General features: G+C 70.7%; 18 protein-coding genes. 14 read left to right on the plus strand and 4 right to left on the minus strand.

Going from position 1 to position 20,110, the window contains the following annotated elements:
* The first annotated feature begins 5 nt into the window (after positions 1 to 5).
* The 9 genes from JYJ93_RS19215 to JYJ93_RS19255 are packed head-to-tail and all read left to right on the plus strand — an operon-like array spanning position 6 to position 7,780.
* Positions 6 to 509 carry a hypothetical protein gene (locus JYJ93_RS19215; protein ID WP_206793351.1) on the plus strand — a complete coding sequence of 168 codons (504 nt, stop codon included), beginning with the start codon at positions 6 to 8 and terminating at the stop codon, positions 507 to 509.
* A 22-nt stretch (positions 510 to 531) separates the two neighbouring features.
* Complete coding sequence (locus JYJ93_RS19220; RefSeq protein ID WP_206793353.1) at positions 532 to 1,107, plus strand: hypothetical protein; 576 nt, start codon at positions 532 to 534, stop codon at positions 1,105 to 1,107.
* A gap of 18 nt (positions 1,108 to 1,125) precedes the next feature.
* Positions 1,126 to 1,716, plus strand: a complete 591-nt coding sequence (locus JYJ93_RS19225; RefSeq protein WP_206793355.1) for a hypothetical protein — start codon at positions 1,126 to 1,128, stop codon at positions 1,714 to 1,716.
* A gap of 18 nt (positions 1,717 to 1,734) precedes the next feature.
* Positions 1,735 to 2,673: a hypothetical protein gene (locus JYJ93_RS19230; RefSeq protein ID WP_206793357.1), complete on the plus strand. Its 939-nt coding sequence runs from the start codon at positions 1,735 to 1,737 to the stop codon at positions 2,671 to 2,673.
* On the plus strand, positions 2,666 to 3,331 hold the full coding sequence (locus tag JYJ93_RS19235) for a hypothetical protein (protein ID WP_206793359.1): 666 nt from the start codon (positions 2,666 to 2,668) through the stop codon (positions 3,329 to 3,331). The genes JYJ93_RS19230 and JYJ93_RS19235 overlap by 8 nt, the downstream gene beginning before the upstream one ends.
* Entirely contained in the window at positions 3,328 to 4,059 is a 732-nt protein-coding gene (locus JYJ93_RS19240) for a PASTA domain-containing protein (RefSeq protein WP_206793361.1), read from the plus strand. Before JYJ93_RS19235 ends, JYJ93_RS19240 begins: the two co-directional genes overlap by 4 nt.
* 3 nt (positions 4,060 to 4,062) lie before the next feature.
* On the plus strand, positions 4,063 to 4,731 hold the full coding sequence (locus JYJ93_RS19245; protein WP_206793363.1) for a PASTA domain-containing protein: 669 nt from the start codon (positions 4,063 to 4,065) through the stop codon (positions 4,729 to 4,731).
* 19 nt (positions 4,732 to 4,750) lie between these two features.
* Positions 4,751 to 5,167: a hypothetical protein gene (locus JYJ93_RS19250; protein ID WP_206793365.1), complete on the plus strand. Its 417-nt coding sequence runs from the start codon at positions 4,751 to 4,753 to the stop codon at positions 5,165 to 5,167.
* A 51-nt stretch (positions 5,168 to 5,218) separates the two neighbouring features.
* Positions 5,219 to 7,780 carry a DUF3516 domain-containing protein gene (locus JYJ93_RS19255; RefSeq protein ID WP_206793367.1) on the plus strand — a complete coding sequence of 854 codons (2,562 nt, stop codon included), beginning with the start codon at positions 5,219 to 5,221 and terminating at the stop codon, positions 7,778 to 7,780.
* Positions 7,781 to 7,786: 6 nt separating this feature from the next.
* Here the strand turns inward: JYJ93_RS19255 and JYJ93_RS19260 are convergent, their stop codons facing one another.
* On the minus strand, positions 7,787 to 8,071 hold the full coding sequence (locus JYJ93_RS19260; RefSeq protein WP_206793369.1) for a LysR family transcriptional regulator: 285 nt from the start codon (positions 8,069 to 8,071) through the stop codon (positions 7,787 to 7,789).
* A gap of 100 nt (positions 8,072 to 8,171) precedes the next feature.
* On the opposite strand from JYJ93_RS19260, the gene map reads away from it, so the two are divergent.
* Entirely contained in the window at positions 8,172 to 8,963 is a 792-nt protein-coding gene (gene map / locus JYJ93_RS19265; protein ID WP_206793371.1) for a type I methionyl aminopeptidase, read from the plus strand.
* Positions 8,964 to 9,084: 121 nt separating this feature from the next.
* Positions 9,085 to 9,999, plus strand: a complete 915-nt coding sequence (locus tag JYJ93_RS19270) for a putative sulfate exporter family transporter (protein WP_206800367.1) — start codon at positions 9,085 to 9,087, stop codon at positions 9,997 to 9,999.
* A 9-nt stretch (positions 10,000 to 10,008) separates the two neighbouring features.
* On the opposite strand, the gene JYJ93_RS19275 is transcribed toward JYJ93_RS19270, so the two are convergent.
* Positions 10,009 to 10,923, minus strand: coding sequence for a LysR family transcriptional regulator (locus tag JYJ93_RS19275; RefSeq protein ID WP_206793373.1), 915 nt, complete (start codon positions 10,921 to 10,923; stop codon positions 10,009 to 10,011).
* Positions 10,924 to 11,056: 133 nt separating this feature from the next.
* Between JYJ93_RS19275 and mltG the strand changes: the two genes are divergently transcribed.
* The gene (mltG, locus tag JYJ93_RS19280) at positions 11,057 to 12,073 is read left to right on the plus strand and encodes an endolytic transglycosylase MltG (RefSeq protein ID WP_206793375.1); all 1,017 of its coding nucleotides are present in this window, start codon (positions 11,057 to 11,059) and stop codon (positions 12,071 to 12,073) included.
* Between the two features lie 9 nt (positions 12,074 to 12,082).
* Positions 12,083 to 13,756 carry an ATP-binding protein gene (locus tag JYJ93_RS19285; protein WP_206793377.1) on the plus strand — a complete coding sequence of 558 codons (1,674 nt, stop codon included), beginning with the start codon at positions 12,083 to 12,085 and terminating at the stop codon, positions 13,754 to 13,756.
* Positions 13,757 to 13,762: 6 nt separating this feature from the next.
* Here the strand turns inward: JYJ93_RS19285 and JYJ93_RS19290 are convergent, their stop codons facing one another.
* Complete coding sequence (locus tag JYJ93_RS19290) at positions 13,763 to 14,728, minus strand: hypothetical protein (protein ID WP_206793379.1); 966 nt, start codon at positions 14,726 to 14,728, stop codon at positions 13,763 to 13,765.
* 150 nt (positions 14,729 to 14,878) lie between these two features.
* Entirely contained in the window at positions 14,879 to 17,233 is a 2,355-nt protein-coding gene (locus tag JYJ93_RS19295; RefSeq protein WP_206793381.1) for an immune inhibitor A domain-containing protein, read from the minus strand.
* A gap of 201 nt (positions 17,234 to 17,434) precedes the next feature.
* Here JYJ93_RS19295 and JYJ93_RS19300 point away from each other — a divergent pair, with 201 nt between their 5' ends.
* Entirely contained in the window at positions 17,435 to 20,104 is a 2,670-nt protein-coding gene (locus JYJ93_RS19300) for a phosphoenolpyruvate carboxylase (protein WP_206793383.1), read from the plus strand.
* Positions 20,105 to 20,110: the final 6 nt, after the last annotated feature.

Raw genomic sequence — 20,110 nt, forward strand, 5'->3', positions numbered from 1 at the left:
TCCCCATGCCCGGAAACAACACCACGCAGGGCCAGCGCGCGATGATGACGGTGCTGGACGCGCCGCTGCCCGAGCTCATCGAGCGGCTCGGGCGCGCGGTGGCGGACGCGCAGCACGCGCTGGACGTCAACTCTCTGGACATCGCGAAGCGCATGTCCGAGCGCACCGTGGACCTGGGCGACGGGCAGTTGTGGAGCCTGCTCGCGCTCGGCTTCACGCCCACGTTCTACGCCTTCGCCGAGGCCACGCTCGAGGCGAAGCTCACCTTCACCATCCGCGAGTCCACGGAGTTCTCCGTGGGCGGCGGCGCGACGGGCGGCATGGCCGGCATCTTCTCCGTGACGGTCAACGCCGAGTACAGCCGCAAGTACGGCTTCGAGGTGCAGGGCGCCAGCTCCATCGCCGCGCGGCTGGTGTCGCTGCCTCCGCCCGCGCGCCTGCACCAACTGCTCAACGAGATCGCCGCCCAGCCGCCGCTGCCCGCGGCCTCCACCAATACCTCCGCCTGAAGCGCGCAAGGACCCAGACACCATGCCCAACGTCGGTCAGGAACTGCTGAACGTCCCCATGGGGGACATGATTCGTGAGATGGCGACCGCCATCGCCGAGGCGCAGCTCGAGCTGGACAAGAGCGGGATGCTCGTCGCGGAGATGATGAGCGGCGAGGCGCTGCTGCGGGACGCCGACGGGAACATCCAGCTCGACGGCTCCGGCAAGCCCATCCGGGTGGACACCAAGGTGTCCTTCGCGGGCACGCCCTCGTCCATGATGGAGCTGGGCTTCGCGCCCAACTTCTACCAGTTCGTGGACACCATCATCGAGGTGAAGATCGCCATCAAGATGACGGAGAGCACGGAGAGCAAGGTGGCGACGCAGAGCACCTCGCGGACGGCCGGCGGGCTGCGTCTCTTCAAGCGCGGCGGCGCGCCCCAGGCCGTGGTGACGACCGTGGACGCCAGCTACACGCGCAAGTACGACTACAGCGTGGAGGGCTCCAGCCTGCTGCGCACCAAGCTGGTGCCGGTGCCTCCGCCGGCCCTCTTCGAGGAGCGGGTTCGCGCGCTCATCGCGTCCAGGGCCGGCACCACGCCCACCCCCGCCAAGTAGCCTGGGAGCGCGCGCACCATGCCCACCAACTCCATTGGTCAGGATCTGCTCAACGTCCCCTTCGGGGAGATGGTCCGCAACCTGGGCAACGCCATCGCGGATGCCCAGTACGCCCTGGACAGCTCGTCGCTGAAGATCGCCCAGCTCATGGCGGGCTACCGCATCGACGACAGCGGCAACGCCGTGCGGGACGGGGCCGGCTTCGTGAAGCTGGGGACCACCGAGTACCCGCTGCTCCTGCTCGGCTTCACGCCCACGTTCTACCAGTTCGTGGAGACCATCATCGAAGTGAAGATGGAGATCTCCATGCACGAGTCCACTGACGACTCGACCCAGACGCGCGACCGCAAGGTGGACCGCGACAAGGGCATCCTCACCACGCTGGTGAAGGGCCACAAGAGCCACGTCACCACCGTCACGGCCAAGCATTCGCAGAAGTACAGCTATTCCGCCGAGGGCTCGAGCCTCATCCGCACCAAGCTGGTGCCCATCCCCCCTCCGGCGGCGCTCCAGCAGATCTGCGCGGAGATCGCCAAGGGCCTCAAGGGCACCGCGGAGGGCGAGGCCGTCAGCGGGAAGATCGACACCGCCGTGGGCAACGTCACCTGACGCCAAGGGGCGCCGCGCATGTCACACGTTCGTTGGGAAGACCTGCTGGAGGAGGACGCCTCGGGGGCCGCCGATGACGTTGGCGCGTCCGCTCCTGCCTTGGGCGCGGACACGCCCGTGCCCTCGCTGGAGCAGGTGGCCGCCAGCGACCCGGAGCTGGCGGCGTTGCTGAAGGAGCGCCGGCAGCTCGAAGACACGATGAAGGCGCTGAGCGGCGTGCAGGAGGCGCCCGTGGACGAGCGGCTGGCGAAGCAGTTCCCCGTCGTCCAGCACACGCCGGAGTCGCGCATCGCGGAGCGCAAGCAGCACGAGCGGGACACCGCGCGGCGGCTGCTGGAGCAGAAGCTGTACGCCCGGCGCCGGACGGAGGCGGAGGAGGCCGAGCGGGTGGAGGAGCTGCGCCGCGAGCGCCTGCAGGCGGGGAAGGCGGCCCGGCGTCAGGCGCAGAAGCAGCAGACGCTGCGCCAGCAGTGGGCGCGCAAGGCGCGTGAGCGCGCGAAGCTGGCCACGCGGCTGGCGGAGCGCGTCCTGGAGTCTCCGGGCCGGGGCCGCATGAAGCTGGGGGAGCTGGGGTCCGCGACCCGGCGGTTGGCGGACGTAGCGGAGGAGGCGCGCTCGGCGGCGCGCAGGCCGCTCGCGCTGGAGAAGGGCCAGACGCTGCCCTCGCTCGGGCAGATGGGGCGGGCCCTGGGGGGGCGCGGCGGGCTCACGATAGGGAAGGTGGAGAAGGGGATGGCGGTGGCGCGCGAGCTTCGGGGCATGGATCCCCGCTCGCTGGACACCGAGGCCCTGATGATGCGCGGGCTGGCGATGGCCGGCATGGACATGGAGTCCATGGAGCAACAGATGGACATGGAGATGGAGCGCGCCGGCATGGGCATGGACGACATGGACGCGCGCGACACGGCACGTGACACGCGGCGGGAACGCGGGCGCCAGGGAGCGCGGGATGAGTGACACGACACAGCAGGCGCAGGAGTTGTTCGGCACGCTGGACGAGTACCTGCTCGAGCTGGCCGACGGCCTGGCGAAGGCCCAGCAGGAGCTGGGAGGCATCTCCGCGGCCGGCGCGCCCGGCCGCCAGTTCACCTACTACGTGCCGAAGCTGGAGTTCGAGCTGCGGATGGACCTGCGGGTGGAGACGTCCACCACCACCACCGGACCGGTGGCCAACGGGAAGATCCTGAAGATGCGGCCCGTGCGGCTGGCGGACGTGGCCTCTTCGCAGACGAAGACGGAGATCGTCAGCGTGATCCGCGGCAGCTTCGTCGCGGTGCCGGCCAACGAGGGCCTGCCTCCGGTGGTGCTCGACGCCCGCTGCGTCATCGGCGACGGAGGCGTGCCGGGCGTGGTGGTGCGCGTGCGCAACGCCGCGGGCGAGGCACTGCCGGGCGTGGAGGTGGAGTTCAACCTGGACCGCAGGACGACGCAGTCGCTGTCCGGCGTGGCGCCGCTGGCGGGCACGGACGTGGTGCTCGCGGTGGTGAGGACGGACGCGGCGGGGGAGGCGCGGACGACGCTGCGCGTGGCGGCCGGCGAGCAGGCCCGCATCCTGGCGCTCACGGTGGATGCCGCGTCGCGGACGCTGGCGCTGTCCTGTGAGGTGGCTCGATGAAGGTCCGGGCCGTGTTCCACAAGGCCACGGGAGTCCCCGTGGCGGGGATGAAGGTGGCGTGGTGGGTCCCCGCGAAGACGGGCACCTTCGAGCTGCGCGACACCGGGGTGACGAACGAGGCGGGCGTGCTGGAGATGGAGGTCAGCAGCGCCACCTTCGGCTCCCACCTGCGGCTGGACTCCGCCGGGGTGGCCACCTTCCCGGTGAAGATGAGCAGCACCCTCATCGACTACGGGACGATGGTCGTCCTGGAGCCCGCGAGGGAGGGCGTGCGCGCGGTGTCCTCCGCGGCGGTGGAGCCCACCAAGGAGCCCGCCCTGGAGCAGGGCACGTCCCTGGTGCTGTCCGACAAGCTGAAGTCGGCGGGCCAGCAGATCGAAGCAGTGCGCGCGTCGCTGACGACGGTGCGGTTGAGCACCGTCCGCGTGCGGTGGACGGAGACGACGACCGAGGGCGTGACGGAGGCGGAGGCCCAGTTCGTGGAGCAGTCTCCCGCCGCGCCCGAGACGGGCGACGCGCCCGCCCGCGAGGTGCCGAGCTTCCTGGGGATGACGACCTCGGCGGCCCGGCGGCGCGCGGCGGAGGCGGGGCTGCGGGTGGACCCGATGCCCTTGTTCGTCAAGGAGCCCGGGCAGTGGGGCCGCGTGCTGCGGCAGGTGCCGGAGCCGGGCAAGCCGCTCGCTTCGGGCCCCGTGCAGTTGATCATTGGCCAGGCGATGGAGGGCTGAACCATGGCGGATTCGAATGACGTCCCCCAGTTGGAGGCGCTGAGCGCGCCGCTGGGCGCGTTGATCTCCTCGGTGGGCCGCGGCGTGGCGGAGGCGCAGCGGGAGCTGGACGCGGCGACCATCGAGCGGATCCGCGAGCTCTACGCCTCGGACGAGGACCTGGCGGTGGAGCTGCAGCGCATCGGCTACCGGCCGACCTGGTACCACATCCCCGAGGCCGAGGCGGAGATCGCCGTGGCGCTGTCCATCACCGCGGAGGAGCGGACGGATGGACGGACGCGGCTGAAGATGTACGGCGCGCCCATGGACGCCAGCTACACCAACCGCTTCGCCTACAACCTGACGGCGCAGTCGCGGCTGAAGTTCCGGGTGGTGCCGGTGCCTCCGTCGCCCCAGGCGGAGGCGCTGGTGGTGGTGCCCGCGGTGGTAGGCAAGACGGTGGCCGAAGCGCGGCTGCTGCTGTCCGCCATCGGCGTGCCCCACCGGTTCCCTGACGGCGCGAAGGACGCAGCCTTGGTCACCGCGGCTTCGGCCGAGCCGGGGACACTGCTGCCGCGCGGCACCGAGCTGGTGCTCACCGTGCAGACGACCGGCGGAGGGAAGCTCCCGCCCACCGGAGTCCTCACCCGCTCGCCCGTCCTGGAGACCGTGGCCGCCGAGCCCTTGAAGTGAACGGACGGTCCGTGCCGCGATGAGCGACGCCATCGACCTGGAGGCCCTGCTGGTGGACCTGCGTGAGTCGCTCGCGCGGGTCCAGGCGCGGCTCGGCGCCGGCCCCCTCGTGCTGGGGCCGGTGGAGCTGGAGCTGCACGGCGCGGTCACCGCGGACGGGACGGGCATGCACTTCACCCCCGGAGGCCCCGGCGAGGTCCGGGCCGTCTTCGTCCAGCAGGGCCCCGAGGCGGCACCGCCCCCCGCGCCGGAGCTACTGGGCCTGACGCGGAGCGCCGCCGTGCGCAAGGCCCGCCTGGCTGGAGCCTCGCTGGAGGTGACGGACGTGCCCTGCCTGTCGCCGGAGCAGGCGGGGCGGGTGTGCTGGCAGCGCCCCGCGGCCGGAGGGCCCCTGACGGAGGGTCACATCGCGGTGGGACTGTACGTTACCGGCTGAGCCGCGCGATTTTTCACGGAGCCCCGGCGCCAACCCCTAGAGTCGGGCCTGATGAGTGCCTCCGCCGACACCCGCGCCCCGCTCGCCGCCCTGCTGCCCAAGCCCGGCGAGCCCCCACTCGACGCCGACGAGATCCTCAACCGCTTCGTGAGCTACGTGGCCACGAACGGCCTGAGCCTGTACTCCGCCCAGGAGGAGGCCATCCTGGAGCTCCTCAGCGACAAGCACCTGTTCCTCAAGACGCCCACGGGCTCCGGCAAGTCGCTGGTGGCCATGGCGCTCCACTTCAAGGCCATGGCCGAGGGCAAGGTGTCGTTCTACACGTGCCCCATCAAGGCGCTGGTGAACGAGAAGTTCTTCGCGCTCTCCAAGGCCTTCGGCCCGGAGAACGTGGGCATGCTGACGGGCGACGCGTCCATCAACCGCGAGGCGCCCATCCTCTGCTGCACGGCGGAGATCCTGTCGAACCTCGCGCTGCGTGACGCGTCCGCGCGCGTGGACGCGGTGGTGATGGACGAGTTCCACTACTACTCCGACAAGGAGCGCGGGGTGGCCTGGCAGATCCCGCTGCTGGCGCTGCCCAAGACGCAGTTCCTGCTGATGTCCGCCACGCTGGGCGACACGCACGTCATCGAGCAGAGCCTGGAGAAGCTCACCGGCCGCGAGGTGGCCACGGTGCGCAGCTCCGAGCGCCCCGTGCCGCTGGACTTCGACTACCGCGAGGTGCCGCTGCACGAGACCATCCAGGACCTCATCGCGCGCGGGAAGTACCCCGTCTACCTGGTGAACTTCACGCAGCGGGCCGCGGCCGAGCAGGCGCAAAACCTGATGTCCGTGGACTTCAACACGAAGGAAGAGAAGGAGGAGATCCGCCAGGCGCTGCTGGACGCCCCCTTCGACACGCCCTACGGCAAGGACTTCCAGCGCTTCCTGCGCCACGGCATCGGCATGCACCACGCGGGCCTGCTGCCCAAGTACCGCCTGCTGGTGGAGAAGCTGGCGCAGCAGGGCCTGCTCAAGGTCATCAGCGGCACGGACACGCTGGGCGTGGGCGTGAACATCCCCATCCGCACGGTGCTCTTCACGCAGTTGTTCAAGTTCAACGGCGAGAAGCTGGCCACGTTGAGCGTGCGCGACTTCAAGCAGATCTCCGGCCGCGCGGGCCGCAAGGGCTTCGACACCGAGGGCAGCGTGGTGGCGCAGGCCCCGGAGTACATGATTGAAAACATCCGCCAGGCCGCGAAGGAGGCTGCGGGCAAGAAGAAGTCGCCCAAGGCGAAGCCGCCGCAGAAGGGCTTCGTGCAGTATGACAAGAGCACCTTCGAGCGGCTCCAGAACGGGATGCCGGAGCCGCTGGAGTCGCGCTTCGACGTGAGCCACGGCCTCTTGCTCAACCTGCTCCAGAGCGACAAGACGGAGGGCAGCGGCGGCTACAAGCGGCTGGTGCAGTTGGTGATGCGCTCGCACTCCTCCGACTACACGAAGAAGAAGCTGCTCAAGGACGCGGCGATGTACTTCCGCACGCTGCGCGACGCGGGCATCGTGAAGGTGGTGCAGTGGGAGAAGCACTCGGCGACGGTGGAGGTGTCCGAGGACCTTCAGCGCGACTTCAGCCTCAACCACACGCTGTCCCTGTACCTGCACGAGACGCTGGAGTTGTTGGACCCCACGCTGGAGACGTACGCGCTGGACGTCGTCACGCTGGTGGAGTCCATCCTGGAGAACCCGGACGTGGTGCTGTACGCGCAGCTGCACCAGCTGAAGGGGGAGAAGATCCAGGAGATGAAGGCGCGGGGCGTGGAGTACGACGACCGCATGGAGGAGCTGGAGAAGCTGGAGTGGCCCAAGCCGAACCGTGAGTTCGTCTACGGCACCTTCAACGCCTTCGCGAAGAAGCACCCGTGGGTGGGCGAGGAGAACATCCGGCCCAAGTCCATTGTCCGGGACATGTTCGAGCGCTTCATGTCCTTCCACGACTACGTGCGCGAATACGGCCTGCAGCGCAGCGAGGGCGTGCTCCTGCGCTACGTGGGAGACGTCTACAAGTCGCTGGTGCAGACGGTGCCGGAGAAGTTCCGCAACGAGGACCTGGACGACATCATCGACCACCTGCGCGCGACGCTGCGTCAGGTGGACTCCAGCCTCCTGGACGAGTGGGAGCGGATGCGCAACCCGGAGGCCCCCGTCGAAGTGAAGCCTGTGGTGGACCTCAAGCCCAAGGAGCTCACGGAGGACCCCAAGGCCTTCGCCGCGCGCGTGCGCGAGGAGCTGCACCGGCTGCTGCGCGCGCTGGGCCAGCGCCGCTACCTGGACGCGCTGGGCATGCTGGACAACGCGCTGGGCGAATGGACCGCCCCGAAGCTGGAGCAGGCCATGGCGCCGTACTTCGAGGAGCACAAGCTGGTGGTGCTCACGCCCCAGGCGCGCAAGCCGGCGAACACGCAGCTCAAGGAGTCCGGCACGCGCCAGTGGGAGGCCCAGCAGCGCATCATGGACCCGGAGGGCCATGGGGACTGGGTCATCGACTGTGAGATTGATCTGCGCGGCCGGCGCATGGACGACGGCCCCATCCTGATGCTGCGCCGCATTGGCGGCATGGCCGCCTGGTCGTAGTCGCGGTCAGGCCGGGGGCGGCTTCGTGCTCCCGGCCGCCTCGCGCACGGTGCGGGTGGCGACCTCCACCTCCGCGAGGATGCGGCGCGCGTGCTGGAGCAGGGCCTCGCCGGTGGGCAACAGGCGCATGCCCCGGGGGACGCGCTCGAAGAGGGGCGTGCCCAGCTCATCCTCCAGGGCGAGGATGTGACGGCTGAGCGGCGGCTGGGTGATGTGCAGCCGGAGCGCGGCCCGGCCCACGTGGCCCTCTTCCGCCACCGCGACGAAGGACTGGAGGTGCGTGATGCTCACGGCCCGGAAGCTAGCGCGGGACGGGGGCGCCGTGGAGGGGGGCGCGTGATGCCAGAACAGCATTGGACGTTCCGGACGGGCGGATGCCACCTTGCCCGCCATGGGCATTCCTCTCTTCAAGGGCAGTGAAGTGGAGCGGCTGCGGCTCGCGGGCCGCGCGGCGGCGGGGACGTTGGCGCACGTGGGCGCCCGGCTCCAGCCCGGGGTGACGACGGCGGACATCGACGCGTGGGTTCGCGAGGACACGGCGCGGCGGGGCGGGACGCCCAGTCAGCTGGGCTACAAGGGCTTCCCGGCCACGGTGTGCACCAGCCGCAACCACGTGGTGTGCCATGGCATCCCGCGCACGGATGAAGTGCTCAAGCCCGGCGACATCGTCAACGTGGACGTGACGACGCACCTGGACGGCTTCCACGGCGACACGTCCGCCACGTTCATGATTGGCGAGGTCTCCGCCGACGCGAAGCACGTCGTGGCCGTGGCGCGGCGGTGCCGGGACGTGGGCGTGTCGGTGGTGCGGCACGGCGCGCGGCTGGGGGACATTGGCGCGGCGGTGATGGCGCTGGCGAAGGCGGAGGGGTGCAGCGTGGTGGAGGAGTTCGGGGGCCACGGCATCGGCAGGCAGATGCACGGGGAGCCGCACGTACCGCACGTGGCGAAGGCGGGCACGGGCATCACGCTGAAGTCGGGGATGGTCATCACCATCGAGCCCATGATCAACCTGGGGCGCCCGGACATCCGGATGATGCCGGACGGGTGGACCGTCGTGACCGCGGACGGCAGCCTGTCCGCCCAGTTCGAGCACACGGTGCTCGTCACCCGCGACGGCTGCGAAATCCTCACGCCCAACGAGCTGTCCCTGCACATCCCCGGGAGCCATCCAGAAAGCTGATGGCTTATCGCTTCTGACATCTGGTGTCCGGAGGCCGCCGGGCGCATGTCCATGGCGCATGGAAACGCCTCCGACGCTTCCCGTTGTCCGTCCCCGGGCCTGGACGGCCGGGCATGTGCTGATGCCGCTCGGCGCGGCGCTGTGCCTGCTGCCTTTCGTCTCCACCGGTGTGGCCCTGCTCGCGGGGCTGTGCGTGGCCCTGACCGTGGGCAATCCCTTCGCCGGGACGACGCGGAAGCTGACGCCCCGGCTGTTGTCCCTGGCGGTGGTGGGGCTGGGCGCGGGCATGGACCTGCGCACGGTGCTCGCGGCGGGGCGTGAGGGCCTGGGCTACACGGTGGTGGGCATCGCGCTGTGTCTGACGCTGGGCGTGGGGCTCGCCCGGCTGCTGGGCGTGCCCCGCGTGACGGGCCTGCTCATCAGCGTGGGCACGGCCATCTGCGGCGGGAGCGCCATCGCGGCGGTGGTGCCGGTGCTGCGGCCCCAGGAGCATGAGACGTCCGTGGCGCTGGGCACGGTGTTCATGCTCAATGCCGTGGCGCTGTTCGTCTTCCCCGTCGTGGGCCACGCGGTAGGGCTGACGCCGCACCAGTTCGGATTGTGGTGCGCGATGGCCATCCACGACACCAGCTCCGTGGTGGGCGCGGCGCTGCGCTACGGCCCCGAGGCCCTGGCGGTGGCCACGCCTGTGAAGCTGGCGCGAGCCCTGTGGATCCTCCCGCTCACGGTGGGCCTGGCCGCATGGCAGCGGCGCGAGGGCCACGCGGTGACCGGCAAGGTCCGCCGGCCCTGGTTCATCGCCGGTTTCCTGGGAGCGGCGGCGGTCGTGACGGTGTTCCCGTCGCTCGAACCGGTGGGGCAGGGTGTGGCGGCCGTCGCCCGGCAGTTGCTCGTGGTGACGCTGTTCCTGCTGGGGGCGGGGCTGACGCGCGAAACGCTGCGCGCCGTGGGCCTCCGTCCGCTCGCGCAGGCCGTGGCGCTGTGGCTGATCATGGCGGGCCTGTGCCTGGGCGCGCTGCTGCTGGGCTGGGCGTGAGCCGCTGACTCAGGGCAGCAGCACCGGGGGCGTGGCGCGGGCATGGCGCAGGAAGCGGCCCGCGGCTCCGGACGGTTCATCCACGGGCAGGGCCCAGGAGAACGCGCGCGGGATTCGCAGCCCGGGGACGGGCAACACCTGGAAGCGGCCCAGGGACAGCTCGCCGTCGATGCTCCAGCGGGACAACAACGCCACGCCCAGGCCCAGGGACACGGCCCGCTTGATGGCCTCGGTGCTGCCCAACTGGAGGTCCCCGCGCCGGGGCCCCTTGCGCACGCCCGCCTTGCGCAGGGCCCGGTCCAGCACGGCGCGCGTGCCGGAGCCCTGCTCCCGCCACAGCAGCGGCACCTCCCGCAGCGCCTTCATGGTGCGGATCCGCGCCCACTCCACCGGCCCCTGTGACGAGACCACTGGCACCAGCTCGTCATCCAGGTAGCGCTCCAGCCGGATCCCGGGCGCCCGCGCGTGGCCCTCCACCAGCCCGAGCGGCACCCGGCCCTCCGACAGCCACGTCAGCACCTCGCGCGTATTGCCCACTTCCAGACGGACCTGGAGCTCGCGGTGCGTGCGCAGGAAGGACGCCAGCAGGCCCGGCACGATGGCGTTGGCGACGGTGGTGCTCGCCGCCAGCGCCAGCTCGCCGGTGAGCGTCTCCTCCGCCGCGATGGCGAGCGCCGCCTCATCCAGCAGGCCGTGGATGCGCTGGGCATAGTCGAACAGCACACGCCCCGCTGCGTTCAGCCGCACTCCGCGCGCCGTGCGCACGAGCAGCGGCTGGCCGCAGTCCGCCTCCAACTGCCGGACCTGCGCGGTGACGGCGGGCTGGGACAGGTGGAGCAGGCGGGAGGCGGCGGAGATCTGCCCGGTCGAGGCGACGACGCGGAAGGTTTCAAGCCGGCGGGGGTCGACGAACAAGGCCGCCATCCTAGACGAGGCTTGGGGGAGGGGGCGTCCTCATCGCTGGGTGTTGAGAAGGGGGCGCTTGCGTCCGCCTGCCCGGCTGGGGGCCCGGTGGTTCTCGTTGGAAGCGTCAGGGCCTTTGATAGGTTGGCGCCCCATGAAGAAGATTTTGGTCGCGCTCCTCGTGCTCATCGTCCTGGCGGTCGCGGGTGCAGGCGGCGTGTTCATGCACTTCCAGAACGCCACCACCGCGCCGCACGCGGCGGCGGATCCGGCCCCCAAGGAGTTCGTGGTGAAGAAGGGCGCGTCCGCGCGCTCGCTGGGCCAGCAGCTCCAGGCCCAGGGCTTCCTGGACGACGCCACCGTGTGGCGCTTCCACCTGTGGCGCCGGGGCGGCCTCAAGGTGAAGGCGGGCCGCTTCATGCTCAGCCCCACGTCTTCCGTGGCGGAGCTGGCCAACGCCCTGGAAGGCCAGCCGCTGCCGGAGGACGTGCCCTTCGCGATGATTGAAGGCTGGCGCCTGCGCGACACCGACCAGGTGCTCGCCGCCCAGGGCCTCATCAAGCCGGGTGAGTACATCGCCGCGGCAAGCCGCCCGAGCAGCTTCGCCGCGCCGTTCCCCATGCCCACGCGCAGCCTGGAGGGATACCTCTACCCGGAGACGTACGGGATCATCGCGGACAACTTCAAGGTGGAGGCGTTCATCCAGCGGCAGATCGACACCTTCCGCGCGCGCTTCTACGACGAGCACAAGGACGAGATCGCGAAGAGCGGCCGGTCGCTGCACGACATCGTCGTGATGGCCTCCATGCTGGAGCGCGAGGAGCCGGTGCCGTCCCAGCGCGCGCTCGTCGCGGGCATCCTCTGGAAGCGCGTGGACAAGGGCTTCCCGCTGGGCGTGGACGCCACCAGCCGCTACGAGCTGGCGGAGTGGAACGACCGCAAGGCGTTCCTCAAGCGGCTGCGGGACAACTCGGATCCGTGGAACTCGCGCACCCGCGCGGGCCTGCCGCCGGGCCCCATTGGCGCGCCGACCGTGGACTCGCTGCTCGCCGCGCTGCGGCCGGTGAAGAGCGACTACTGGTACTACCTGCATGACGCGCAGAAGGTCCTGCACCCGTCGCGCAACGCCCAGGAGCACGAAGCGCTCCGGGCCAAGTACAACGTGTACTGAGCCACCGCGATGACCTCCCCCCTCCTGGATCCAAGCCGCGCCTCCACGCCCTCCAGCGGTGCCGAGGCCGACTTGCGCGAGGAGGTGGCCCGCCTGCGCCGGCTGCTGGAGGCCACGGCGCAGGTCACCTGGTCGACGGACCCCGCCCGGGATGCGCTGACGCCCGCCTCTCCGTCATGGACGGCCTTCACCGGCCAGACGCCGGAGCAGCTGCGCGACCATGGGTGGCTGCTCGCCCTGCACCCGGATGACCGGGCCGGCGCCCTGGCGGCGTGGGAGCGGGCCAGGGCGGGGGCGCGGCTCTTCTCCACGCGCTACCGGCTGCGCCGCGTGGATGGCACGTATGTGTGGATGCTCGCGCGGGGCGTGCCCGTGCTGGGGCCGGACGGCGCCGTGCGCGAATGGGTGGGCACCTGCATCGACATCCAGGCGCAGGTCCTGGGCGAGCAGCGCGCCACGTTCCTCGCGCGGGCCAGCGAGCTGTTCGCCTCGTCGCTGGATGCCTCCGCCACGATGGCCTCGCTGGCGAACCTATCGGTGTCGGCGCTCGCGGACTGGTGCATCGTGGACATGCTGCACCCGGACGGCCACTTCGAGCGCGTCCAGGTGGTGGCCGCGGATCCCTCCCACGCGCCGCTCGCGGCCAGCGTGCAGCGGCTGACGCCGGTGCCCCGGGAGCGCCCCGTCTATCCCCCCGCGGTGGCGCTGGCGACCGGCCAGTCCACCCTGGTGTCCGAGGTCACGGACGCGGTCATTGAGTCCGTGGCGCAGGACGCCGAGCACCTGGAGACGATGCGGCGGGTGGGCATCCATTCGCTGCTCACCGTGCCGTTGATGGCCCGGGGCCACATCCTGGGCGCGCTGACCTTCCTGGTCACCACCCCCAGCCGCCGGTATGGCGACGAGGACCTGCGCTTCGCCCAGGAGCTGGCGAACCTGGCCGCGCTCGCGGTGGACAACGCGCGGCTGCTCCATGGCGCGCGCGAGGCCATCCGCCTGCGCGACGAGTTCCTCTCCGTCGCGAGCCACGAGCTGAAGACGCCGCTGACGCCGCTGAGCCTGAAGCTCCAGGCGCTGTCGCGCGCGGTGAAGTCGTATCCGGACTCGCCGCTCGTCCCCGTCATCGAGGCCCACGTGGAGACGGGGCACCGCCAGGTCCGCCGGCTCACGGAGCTGATGAACGACCTGCTGGACGTGTCGCGCATCAGCGCCGGCACCTTCCGCCTTCAGCGCGAGGAGGTGGACGTCGCGGAGGTGGTGCGCGAGGTGGCCGCGCTGTTCGCGCCGAGGTTCGCCCTGGAGCACTGCGAGTTCCAGGTGGAGGCCCCGGAGTCGGTGCGCGGCTGCTTCGACCGGGCCCGGCTGGCGCAGGTGTTGGATCACCTGCTGGACAACGCCCTCAAGTACGGCGCCGGGACGCCGGTGTCCGTGCGGCTCGTGGTGGACGGGCCCGTGGCGAGGCTCACGGTGCGCGACGGGGGCATCGGCATCTCGCCGGAGCAGCGGCCCCGCCTCTTCGAGCGCTATGGCCGCGCGGTGTCCGAGCGCCACTATGGCGGCCTGGGCTTGGGCCTCTACCTCACCCGCACCATCGTGGAGGCCGAGGGCGGGAGCGTGTCCCTGGACAGCCAGCTGGGCGAGGGCGCGATGATCACCGTGGAGCTGCCGCTCACGCGCCTCTGAGTCGCTTCAGGGCGCGCCCGCGCCGGGCGGCTGGGGCGCCGTCTGGAACATGCCCGCGAGGATGCGCTCGGCCGCGTCCGCGAGCAGATCCCTCGCCATGCGCGTCTCCTCACCGAAGATGCCGCGCGACGTGTTCGCGTCCAGCACGTGCGTGGCGAGCAGCGCGAACGCCGAGGGCTCGTCGAACGTCGCCTCCGAGGAGAGCACGCGCTTGCCGGGCTGTTGGTCCTCTTCGTGGAAGCGCCCCTCCCACGTGTCGCCCAGGGTGATGGAGAAGTACTGCGCGGCCACGTTGCCGGGCCGCGACATGTGCGAGGCGGCCACCACGGCGCGCAGCTGGCCGCGCTCCTCTTCGGTCATCTGGCGCTTCCACGCCTCGACCGAGGCGTGCATGGTGTCGATCTGATCCCTCGCCGCGTCCTCGGCGTTCTTCAAGAGGTCCGGCACCCGGGCGTGGATGAACGCGGAGAGCTGCGCCTGCGTCACCCCGCCCGCCGCCGTCACCTCGTCCACGAGCACCAGCGACGCGTCGAGCAGGCGTTTCTGCCGCGCCAGCGCCTCGGCCGGGAGGTCCCGGCCCTTCAGGCTCCGGCGCGAGGCGGTGATGAGGCTGCGCAGGGTGGTGAGCCGCGTGTGCGTCTCCCAGTCGAGCGCTTCCTTGCTGGCGAGCAGGACGTGGAGCGCGAGCGGCACGTGGGTGACGGCCTTGTACTCATGGTAGCGCCGCGTGCGCGCGGGGGCCTCGAAGCGCTGGCCCCGCATGCGCAGGATGAGCACGTCGTCGATCTGCGCGATGACGGGGCCCAGGCGGGACAGCACCGCATCACGGCGCGCGGCGTAGGCGTCGCGGAACGCCTGATTGAGCACGCTGAGCGGATCCGCGGGCTCCAGCGCCACGGTGCGCGCGACGTCGGAAGGGGGTTCGGGAGGAGGGGAGGGGGAAGAAGGACCGCCCACGGGGCACTCGGCCATGGCGGACACCGTAGCGCCCCGCGCGCATCCGTCATCCACGGCCTCGTGCCGGGTGTCCGGATTCCTTCAACCCGAAGAGCGGAAGGCCGGCCCCGCATCGAAGCGGGACCGGCCTTCCTTCACGGCTCAGCGGTGACGACGGTCAGACGCTCAGTCGACCGGACGCACCTGGACTTCCATCACGGTCTGGTCCGCGTTCGTCGACAGCACCTCGATGATGGTGCCCGTCTTCGGGACCTTCACGCCGCCGTACGGCTGCGTGGCGTACCAGAACTCGTTCGTGTCGTTGAACACCGGCACCGCGGGCTGCGAGGGGTACTCGTTGCGCGGGAAGCCGTTGGGCTTGAGCGACAGCGGGAAGCTGGGCTCCAGACCGAACGTCGCGTCGTGCGTCTGCACGCGGCCGGACCAGTAGCGGCCGTCGCTGCGCTGCAGCGGCTGCGGGCGCGAGTCGATGGGCAGGATGCGGCCCGAGCCCGGGTGCTGCGACACGTTGTTGTTCGACTGGGAGGTGTCCCAGTAGGTGACGAGCAGGCCAGGGTTGTAGGAGTAGCGCTCCGCCCAGTCGAACAGCCCGTCCGCGCTGAAGCCGTAGTTGTAGGGACCCGTGGCGAGCCCCTCGTCGTAGCCGCGGAACTGGCGCCACTCGGCCAGGTAGTAGTTGTCGTAGAGGGTGTTGGTGCCGTCCGTCACGAAGAACGTCGACTTGTCCCACCACTTGTGGCCCCACTCGCCGTCGTCACCGAAGACGTACGTGTTCTTCGCCCACAGCTGCACGAAGTCCACCAGGAAGCCCTTGCCGAACTCCGCCCCGTCCGTCTTGTAGCGGATCTTCACGGTGACGGTCTTGCCCGCGTGGGCGGACAGGTCGAACTCCAGGGGAATCCAACCGCCGGACGCGCCGGTGATGCCGTTGCCCAGGTTGTTGCCCCACGGGTTCGTGGTGCGGCTGACGGGGCTGGGCAGGTTCACGAACGGGCCACCGTCCAAGGAGAGGGCGACGTAGGCGTAGTCCCAGTCCTCCTCGATGTCGAACCAGGTCTGGAAGGAGAAGGTGATGGGCTTCTTGTTCGGCAGCTTCACCGTCTTCTCGAGCACGCGGTCCAGGTTGTTGCCCTGGCCGCCCTGCCACATGCCCTGGCCCTCGTAGGGGGCGGTGGTGGGCTGCACCACGGGCTTGCCGGGCAGCTTCACGACGAGCGCCTGCTTCGCGTTCGCGGACGTGAACTCCGAGGGGCCCAGGTTGTGGTACGAGTACAGGCCCGCGCTCGTGGTGGCGTAGTCCAGCCAGCCCAGCTGCAGCTTGTCCCAGGCGAAGAAGTCACCCGGACGGCTGCCGATGTCCGTGGTGCCGTCGTTCAGGTACGAGCCGGACGACATGATGGTCCAGAAGCCCGTCCCGTTGTCCGCCGCGTTCGTCGTGTCGTAGTGGTCCGGCAGGCCCAGGTCGTGGCCGTACTCGTGCGCGAACACACCCAGACCGCCGTTCTCCGGCTGGATGGTGTAGTCGCCCACCCACTTGTCGATGCCGGTGCCGAAGCGCGCGCCGCCGTTCTGGTTGTACGCGGGGCCGGCGCCATCCGGGCCCAGGCCCGTGCTGTACGCGAACCAGCGGTGGCTCCACACGGCGTTGGGGCCCTGCGCGCCGCCGCCGACTTCCTCACCCATGCCGGCGTGGACGATCTGGAAGTGGTCGATGTAGCCGTCCGGCTCGTCGAAGTTGCCGTCGCCGTCGTAGTCGTACCGGTCCCACGTGTCGAACGTGTCCAGGTACGCCTTGATCTCCGCGGGCGTCTTGCCGGCGGCCTGCTGGGCGGCGGTCCACGCCTTGATGGCGTCGCTGATGAGCGGCCACACGGAGTTGGAGCAGCTGGAGCTGCCGCACAGGTTGTTGCCGTAGCGGGCGGCGTTGTACGGCACCTTCACCCACTCGGACACCGTGCCGGACACGGTGTAGCGGCCGGAGGACGCGGCCTTGTAGAAGTTCGCCACCGAGTCCGCGCCCGGAGTGGTGTCGAAGTAGAGCTTCTCGAAGTGCTCGCGGTTGTAGTCCGGCTGCCAGATGGTGGTGTTGTCCACCGAGCGGTCCGGGGCCGGAATCTCATTGTGCAGCGGGCCCGGGATGTTGCCGCCCGGGTTGGTGGTGGGGTTGCCGAACACCGGGTGGATCTGCGTCCCGTACTCCACCAGGATGACGAAGATGCGGTCCGTGCGCTGCAGCTCCAGCTCCACGAACTTGCCGTTGGCCAGCTTCTGCACGCGGCCGGCCTGACCGCGACCCTCCAGGCGCTGCTTCAGCGCCTGCGCCTTGAGCTCCTTCTGCTGCTCCCCCAGACGGTGGGGCAGGTCATCCGTGATGTCCTGCACAACAGCCGCCTTGCGCAGTGAGGCGGACGGCGCGGCGACGTCGGGTTGCGGCTTCTCGTACCACGCACGCTCCGCGTACGCCGAAGGCGCCGCGAGTGTGAGCAGGCCCAGGGCCAGCCAAGACGGGTTTTTCCGCATTGCCACTCCTTCAGGGTCAGGTCAGACATCCCGGCGGGGTCCGGGAGTGCCCACTTTCTAGTGGAAGGCCTGACCTTTTGGGAAGACGGGGTGGTTGAATTTTTACTGCAAGGACGGAGTGGGTCATCCGTCCGCTGGCGGTCGGAAATTCGAGAATGGGTAGGGGCGGTGGGGGACCAAGGACTACGGTTCCGGTCCGTTATGGCGCGTACACGTCCCGTGGATCCCCCGCTGCGGCGGGATGTCCGGCTCTTGGGCCGGCTGTTGGGTGAGGTGTTGGTGGAACAGGAGGGGCAGGCCCTGTTCGACAAGGAGGAGGAGGTCCGCCACCTGGCCATCCAGCGGCGGCGCGGCCCCGTGGCCGGACGACGCGCCGCGGCGGCGGAGCTGGCGGCGGTGTTGCGGCGGCTGCCGTCGGAGCAGGTGGAGCCGGTGCTGCGCGCCTTCTCCGTCTACTTCCAGCTGGTCAATCTCGCGGAGCAGCACCACCGCATCCGCCGCGCGCGCGCCCACGCGAGCCCCACCGCCGCCCGGCCCCAGAAGGGGTCGCTGGAGTCGACGCTGCTGGCCTTGAAGGCCGCGGGCGTCAGCGCCGACAAGGTGCGCGAGACGCTGGGGACGCTGAAGGTGACGCTGACGTTCACCGCGCACCCGACCCAGGCGGTGCGCCGCACGCTGCTGGAGAAGCTCTACCGGCTGTCCCAATTGTTGGAGGAGCGCGACCGGTGCACGCTCACCCCGCGCGAGTCCGCCGCGAACCTCACGGCCATGCGCGAGGAGATCACCGCGCTGTGGCAGACGGACGAGCTGCGCCGCGAGCGCCCCACCGTGGGCGACGAGGTGAAGAACGTCCACTGGTACGTGGAGGAGATGCTGTCGGAGCCGGTGGCCCGGCTGCCGGAGGCGCTGGACTGGGCCTTCGAGCGCGCCTACGGCGAGCCCCTGGGCGCGCTGGACACGCCCGTGCGCGTGCACTCGTGGGTGGGCGGCGACATGGACGGCAACCCGCTGGTGACGCCGGAGGTGTTCGCGGACACGCTGCGCGCGCACCGCGCCCGGGGCCTGCGGCTGCTGTTGCGCGACGTGGAGCGGCTGGGCGGGATGCTGTCCCAGTCGGAGCGGCACGCGCGCCCCACGCAGGAGCTGGAGCGCTCGTTGGAAGAGGACGCGAAGGCGCTGCCGGACGTGGCGAAGCAGCAGGGGCCTCGCACGCTGGGCGAGCCGTGGCGCCGCAAGCTGCGCTTCATGGAGGAGCGGCTGACGCTGGCGCTGGAGCACGTGCTCGCGCGGCGGCAGGGGAAGGAGTCCACGCTGCCGGCCGGGGCCTACCGCTCACCGGAGGCGCTGGGGGATGACCTGGCGGTGCTGGAGCGGTCGCTCTTCGCGGCGAGAGCGGAGCACGCGGGCCTGCGCGAGGTGCGCCGCATGTCCGAGCGCGTGCGCGCGCTGGGACTGGGCCTGGGCGAACTGGAGGTGCGGGCCCCCGCGGAGGACGCGGTGAGCGCGGCGGCGTCCTTCAACGGAGGACCGGCCCCCACCGAGGGCGGCAAGCGGCTGTTGGAGGTGCTGGCGAAGCTGCGCGAGGGCCAGGACGAGGGCGGCGAGTCCGTCTGCCGCACGCTCATCCTCTCCATGGCCTCCACCGCGGAGGACGTGCTCGCCGCCTTCCAGTGCCTGAAGCACGCGGGGCTCTGGGACGCGAAGCTCCAGTGCGCCACCGTGGACGTGGCGCCCCTCTTCGAGCAACTGGGCGCGCTGGACGGCGGGCCGGACGTGCTGCGCCAGCTCTTCGCGCATCCGGAGTACCGCCAGCACCTGAAGGGCCGTGGGGTGCAGGAGGTGATGGTCGGCTACAGCGACTCCGGCAAGGAGGTGGGCCTGCTCGCCGCGAGCGCCGCGCTGTACCGCGCGCAGGTGGCGCTCACGCAGGTGGCGGACGAGAACGACGTGCCCCTGCGCCTGTTCCACGGCCGCGGGGAGACGGTGGCGCGCGGCGGCGGCCCCGCCCAGACGGCCATCCTCGCGCTGCCGCCGGGCACGGTGGCCGGCGCCTACAAGGCCACCGAACAGGGCGAGGCGATGGACCACAAGTACGCGCGCCCGGAGCTCACCCAGCGCACGCTGGAGCTGGTGGTGGGCGGCGTGCTCCTGCACACGCTGGACGCGCAGCCGCGCCCGTCCCCGGAGGACGAGTCCGCCTTCCGCGCCGCGTTCGACACGCTGGCCGAGTCCGGCCGCAAGGCGTACCGCGCGCTCGTCTGGGAGGACCCGGGCTTCGTGGAGTTCTTCATGAAGGGCACGCCGGTGGAGGAGATTTCGGCGCTGCCCATCGGCTCGCGCCCCAGCAAGCGCAAGGCGGGCGGGCTGGACACGCTGCGCGCCATCCCGTGGAGCTTCGCCTGGACGCAGACGCGCGCCATCCTCCCGGCCTGGTACGGCGTGGGCAGCGCGCTGGAGGCGTACGCGGCCACGCCGGAGGGCGCGGCGCTCCTGCAGCGCATGTACAAGGACTGGCCCTTCTTCCGCGCGGTCATCGACAACGTGAGCATGGTGCTGGCCAAGACGGACATGGCCATCGCGGCGCGGTACGCGAAGCTGGCGCCCGCGTCCACGCGGCCCCTGTGGCTGCGCATCCAGCAGGAGCACTCCCGCACGCGCCGCGCGGTGAAGTCGCTCACGGGCGAGGCGAAGCTTTTGGACAACAACCCGCAGCTCCAGCGGAGCATCGCGCTGCGCAACCCCTACGTGGACCCCATGTCCTTCCTCCAGGTGGAGCTGCTCAAGCGCAAGCGGGACGGGGACGCGGAGTGCGACCGGCCGCTCCTCCTGGCGCTCAACGGCATCGCTGCGGGCATGCGGAACACCGGTTAGAGAAGA

This window comes from Corallococcus sp. NCSPR001 (assembly GCF_017309135.1).
Taxonomy (GTDB): Bacteria; Myxococcota; Myxococcia; order Myxococcales; family Myxococcaceae; genus Corallococcus.

Bases quoted from the DNA above. Each gene is read 5' to 3' on its own strand.
- JYJ93_RS19290 (WP_206793379.1), bottom strand. From the start codon at position 14,728: ATGGCCGAGTGCCCCGTGGGCGGTCCTTCTTCCCCCTCCCCTCCTCCC.
- JYJ93_RS19215 (WP_206793351.1), top strand. From the start codon at position 6: ATGCCCGGAAACAACACCACGCAGGGCCAGCGCGCGATGATGACGGTG.
- map (WP_206793371.1), top strand. From the start codon at position 8,172: ATGGGCATTCCTCTCTTCAAGGGCAGTGAAGTGGAGCGGCTGCGGCTC.
- JYJ93_RS19255 (WP_206793367.1), top strand. From the start codon at position 5,219: ATGAGTGCCTCCGCCGACACCCGCGCCCCGCTCGCCGCCCTGCTGCCC.
- JYJ93_RS19295 (WP_206793381.1), bottom strand. From the start codon at position 17,233: ATGCGGAAAAACCCGTCTTGGCTGGCCCTGGGCCTGCTCACACTCGCG.
- JYJ93_RS19245 (WP_206793363.1), top strand. From the start codon at position 4,063: ATGGCGGATTCGAATGACGTCCCCCAGTTGGAGGCGCTGAGCGCGCCG.
- JYJ93_RS19270 (WP_206800367.1), top strand. From the start codon at position 9,085: ATGCCGCTCGGCGCGGCGCTGTGCCTGCTGCCTTTCGTCTCCACCGGT.
- JYJ93_RS19275 (WP_206793373.1), bottom strand. From the start codon at position 10,923: ATGGCGGCCTTGTTCGTCGACCCCCGCCGGCTTGAAACCTTCCGCGTC.
- JYJ93_RS19300 (WP_206793383.1), top strand. From the start codon at position 17,435: ATGGCGCGTACACGTCCCGTGGATCCCCCGCTGCGGCGGGATGTCCGG.
- JYJ93_RS19240 (WP_206793361.1), top strand. From the start codon at position 3,328: ATGAAGGTCCGGGCCGTGTTCCACAAGGCCACGGGAGTCCCCGTGGCG.
- mltG (WP_206793375.1), top strand. From the start codon at position 11,057: ATGAAGAAGATTTTGGTCGCGCTCCTCGTGCTCATCGTCCTGGCGGTC.
- JYJ93_RS19230 (WP_206793357.1), top strand. From the start codon at position 1,735: ATGTCACACGTTCGTTGGGAAGACCTGCTGGAGGAGGACGCCTCGGGG.
- JYJ93_RS19285 (WP_206793377.1), top strand. From the start codon at position 12,083: ATGACCTCCCCCCTCCTGGATCCAAGCCGCGCCTCCACGCCCTCCAGC.
- JYJ93_RS19220 (WP_206793353.1), top strand. From the start codon at position 532: ATGCCCAACGTCGGTCAGGAACTGCTGAACGTCCCCATGGGGGACATG.
- JYJ93_RS19235 (WP_206793359.1), top strand. From the start codon at position 2,666: ATGAGTGACACGACACAGCAGGCGCAGGAGTTGTTCGGCACGCTGGAC.
- JYJ93_RS19250 (WP_206793365.1), top strand. From the start codon at position 4,751: ATGAGCGACGCCATCGACCTGGAGGCCCTGCTGGTGGACCTGCGTGAG.
- JYJ93_RS19225 (WP_206793355.1), top strand. From the start codon at position 1,126: ATGCCCACCAACTCCATTGGTCAGGATCTGCTCAACGTCCCCTTCGGG.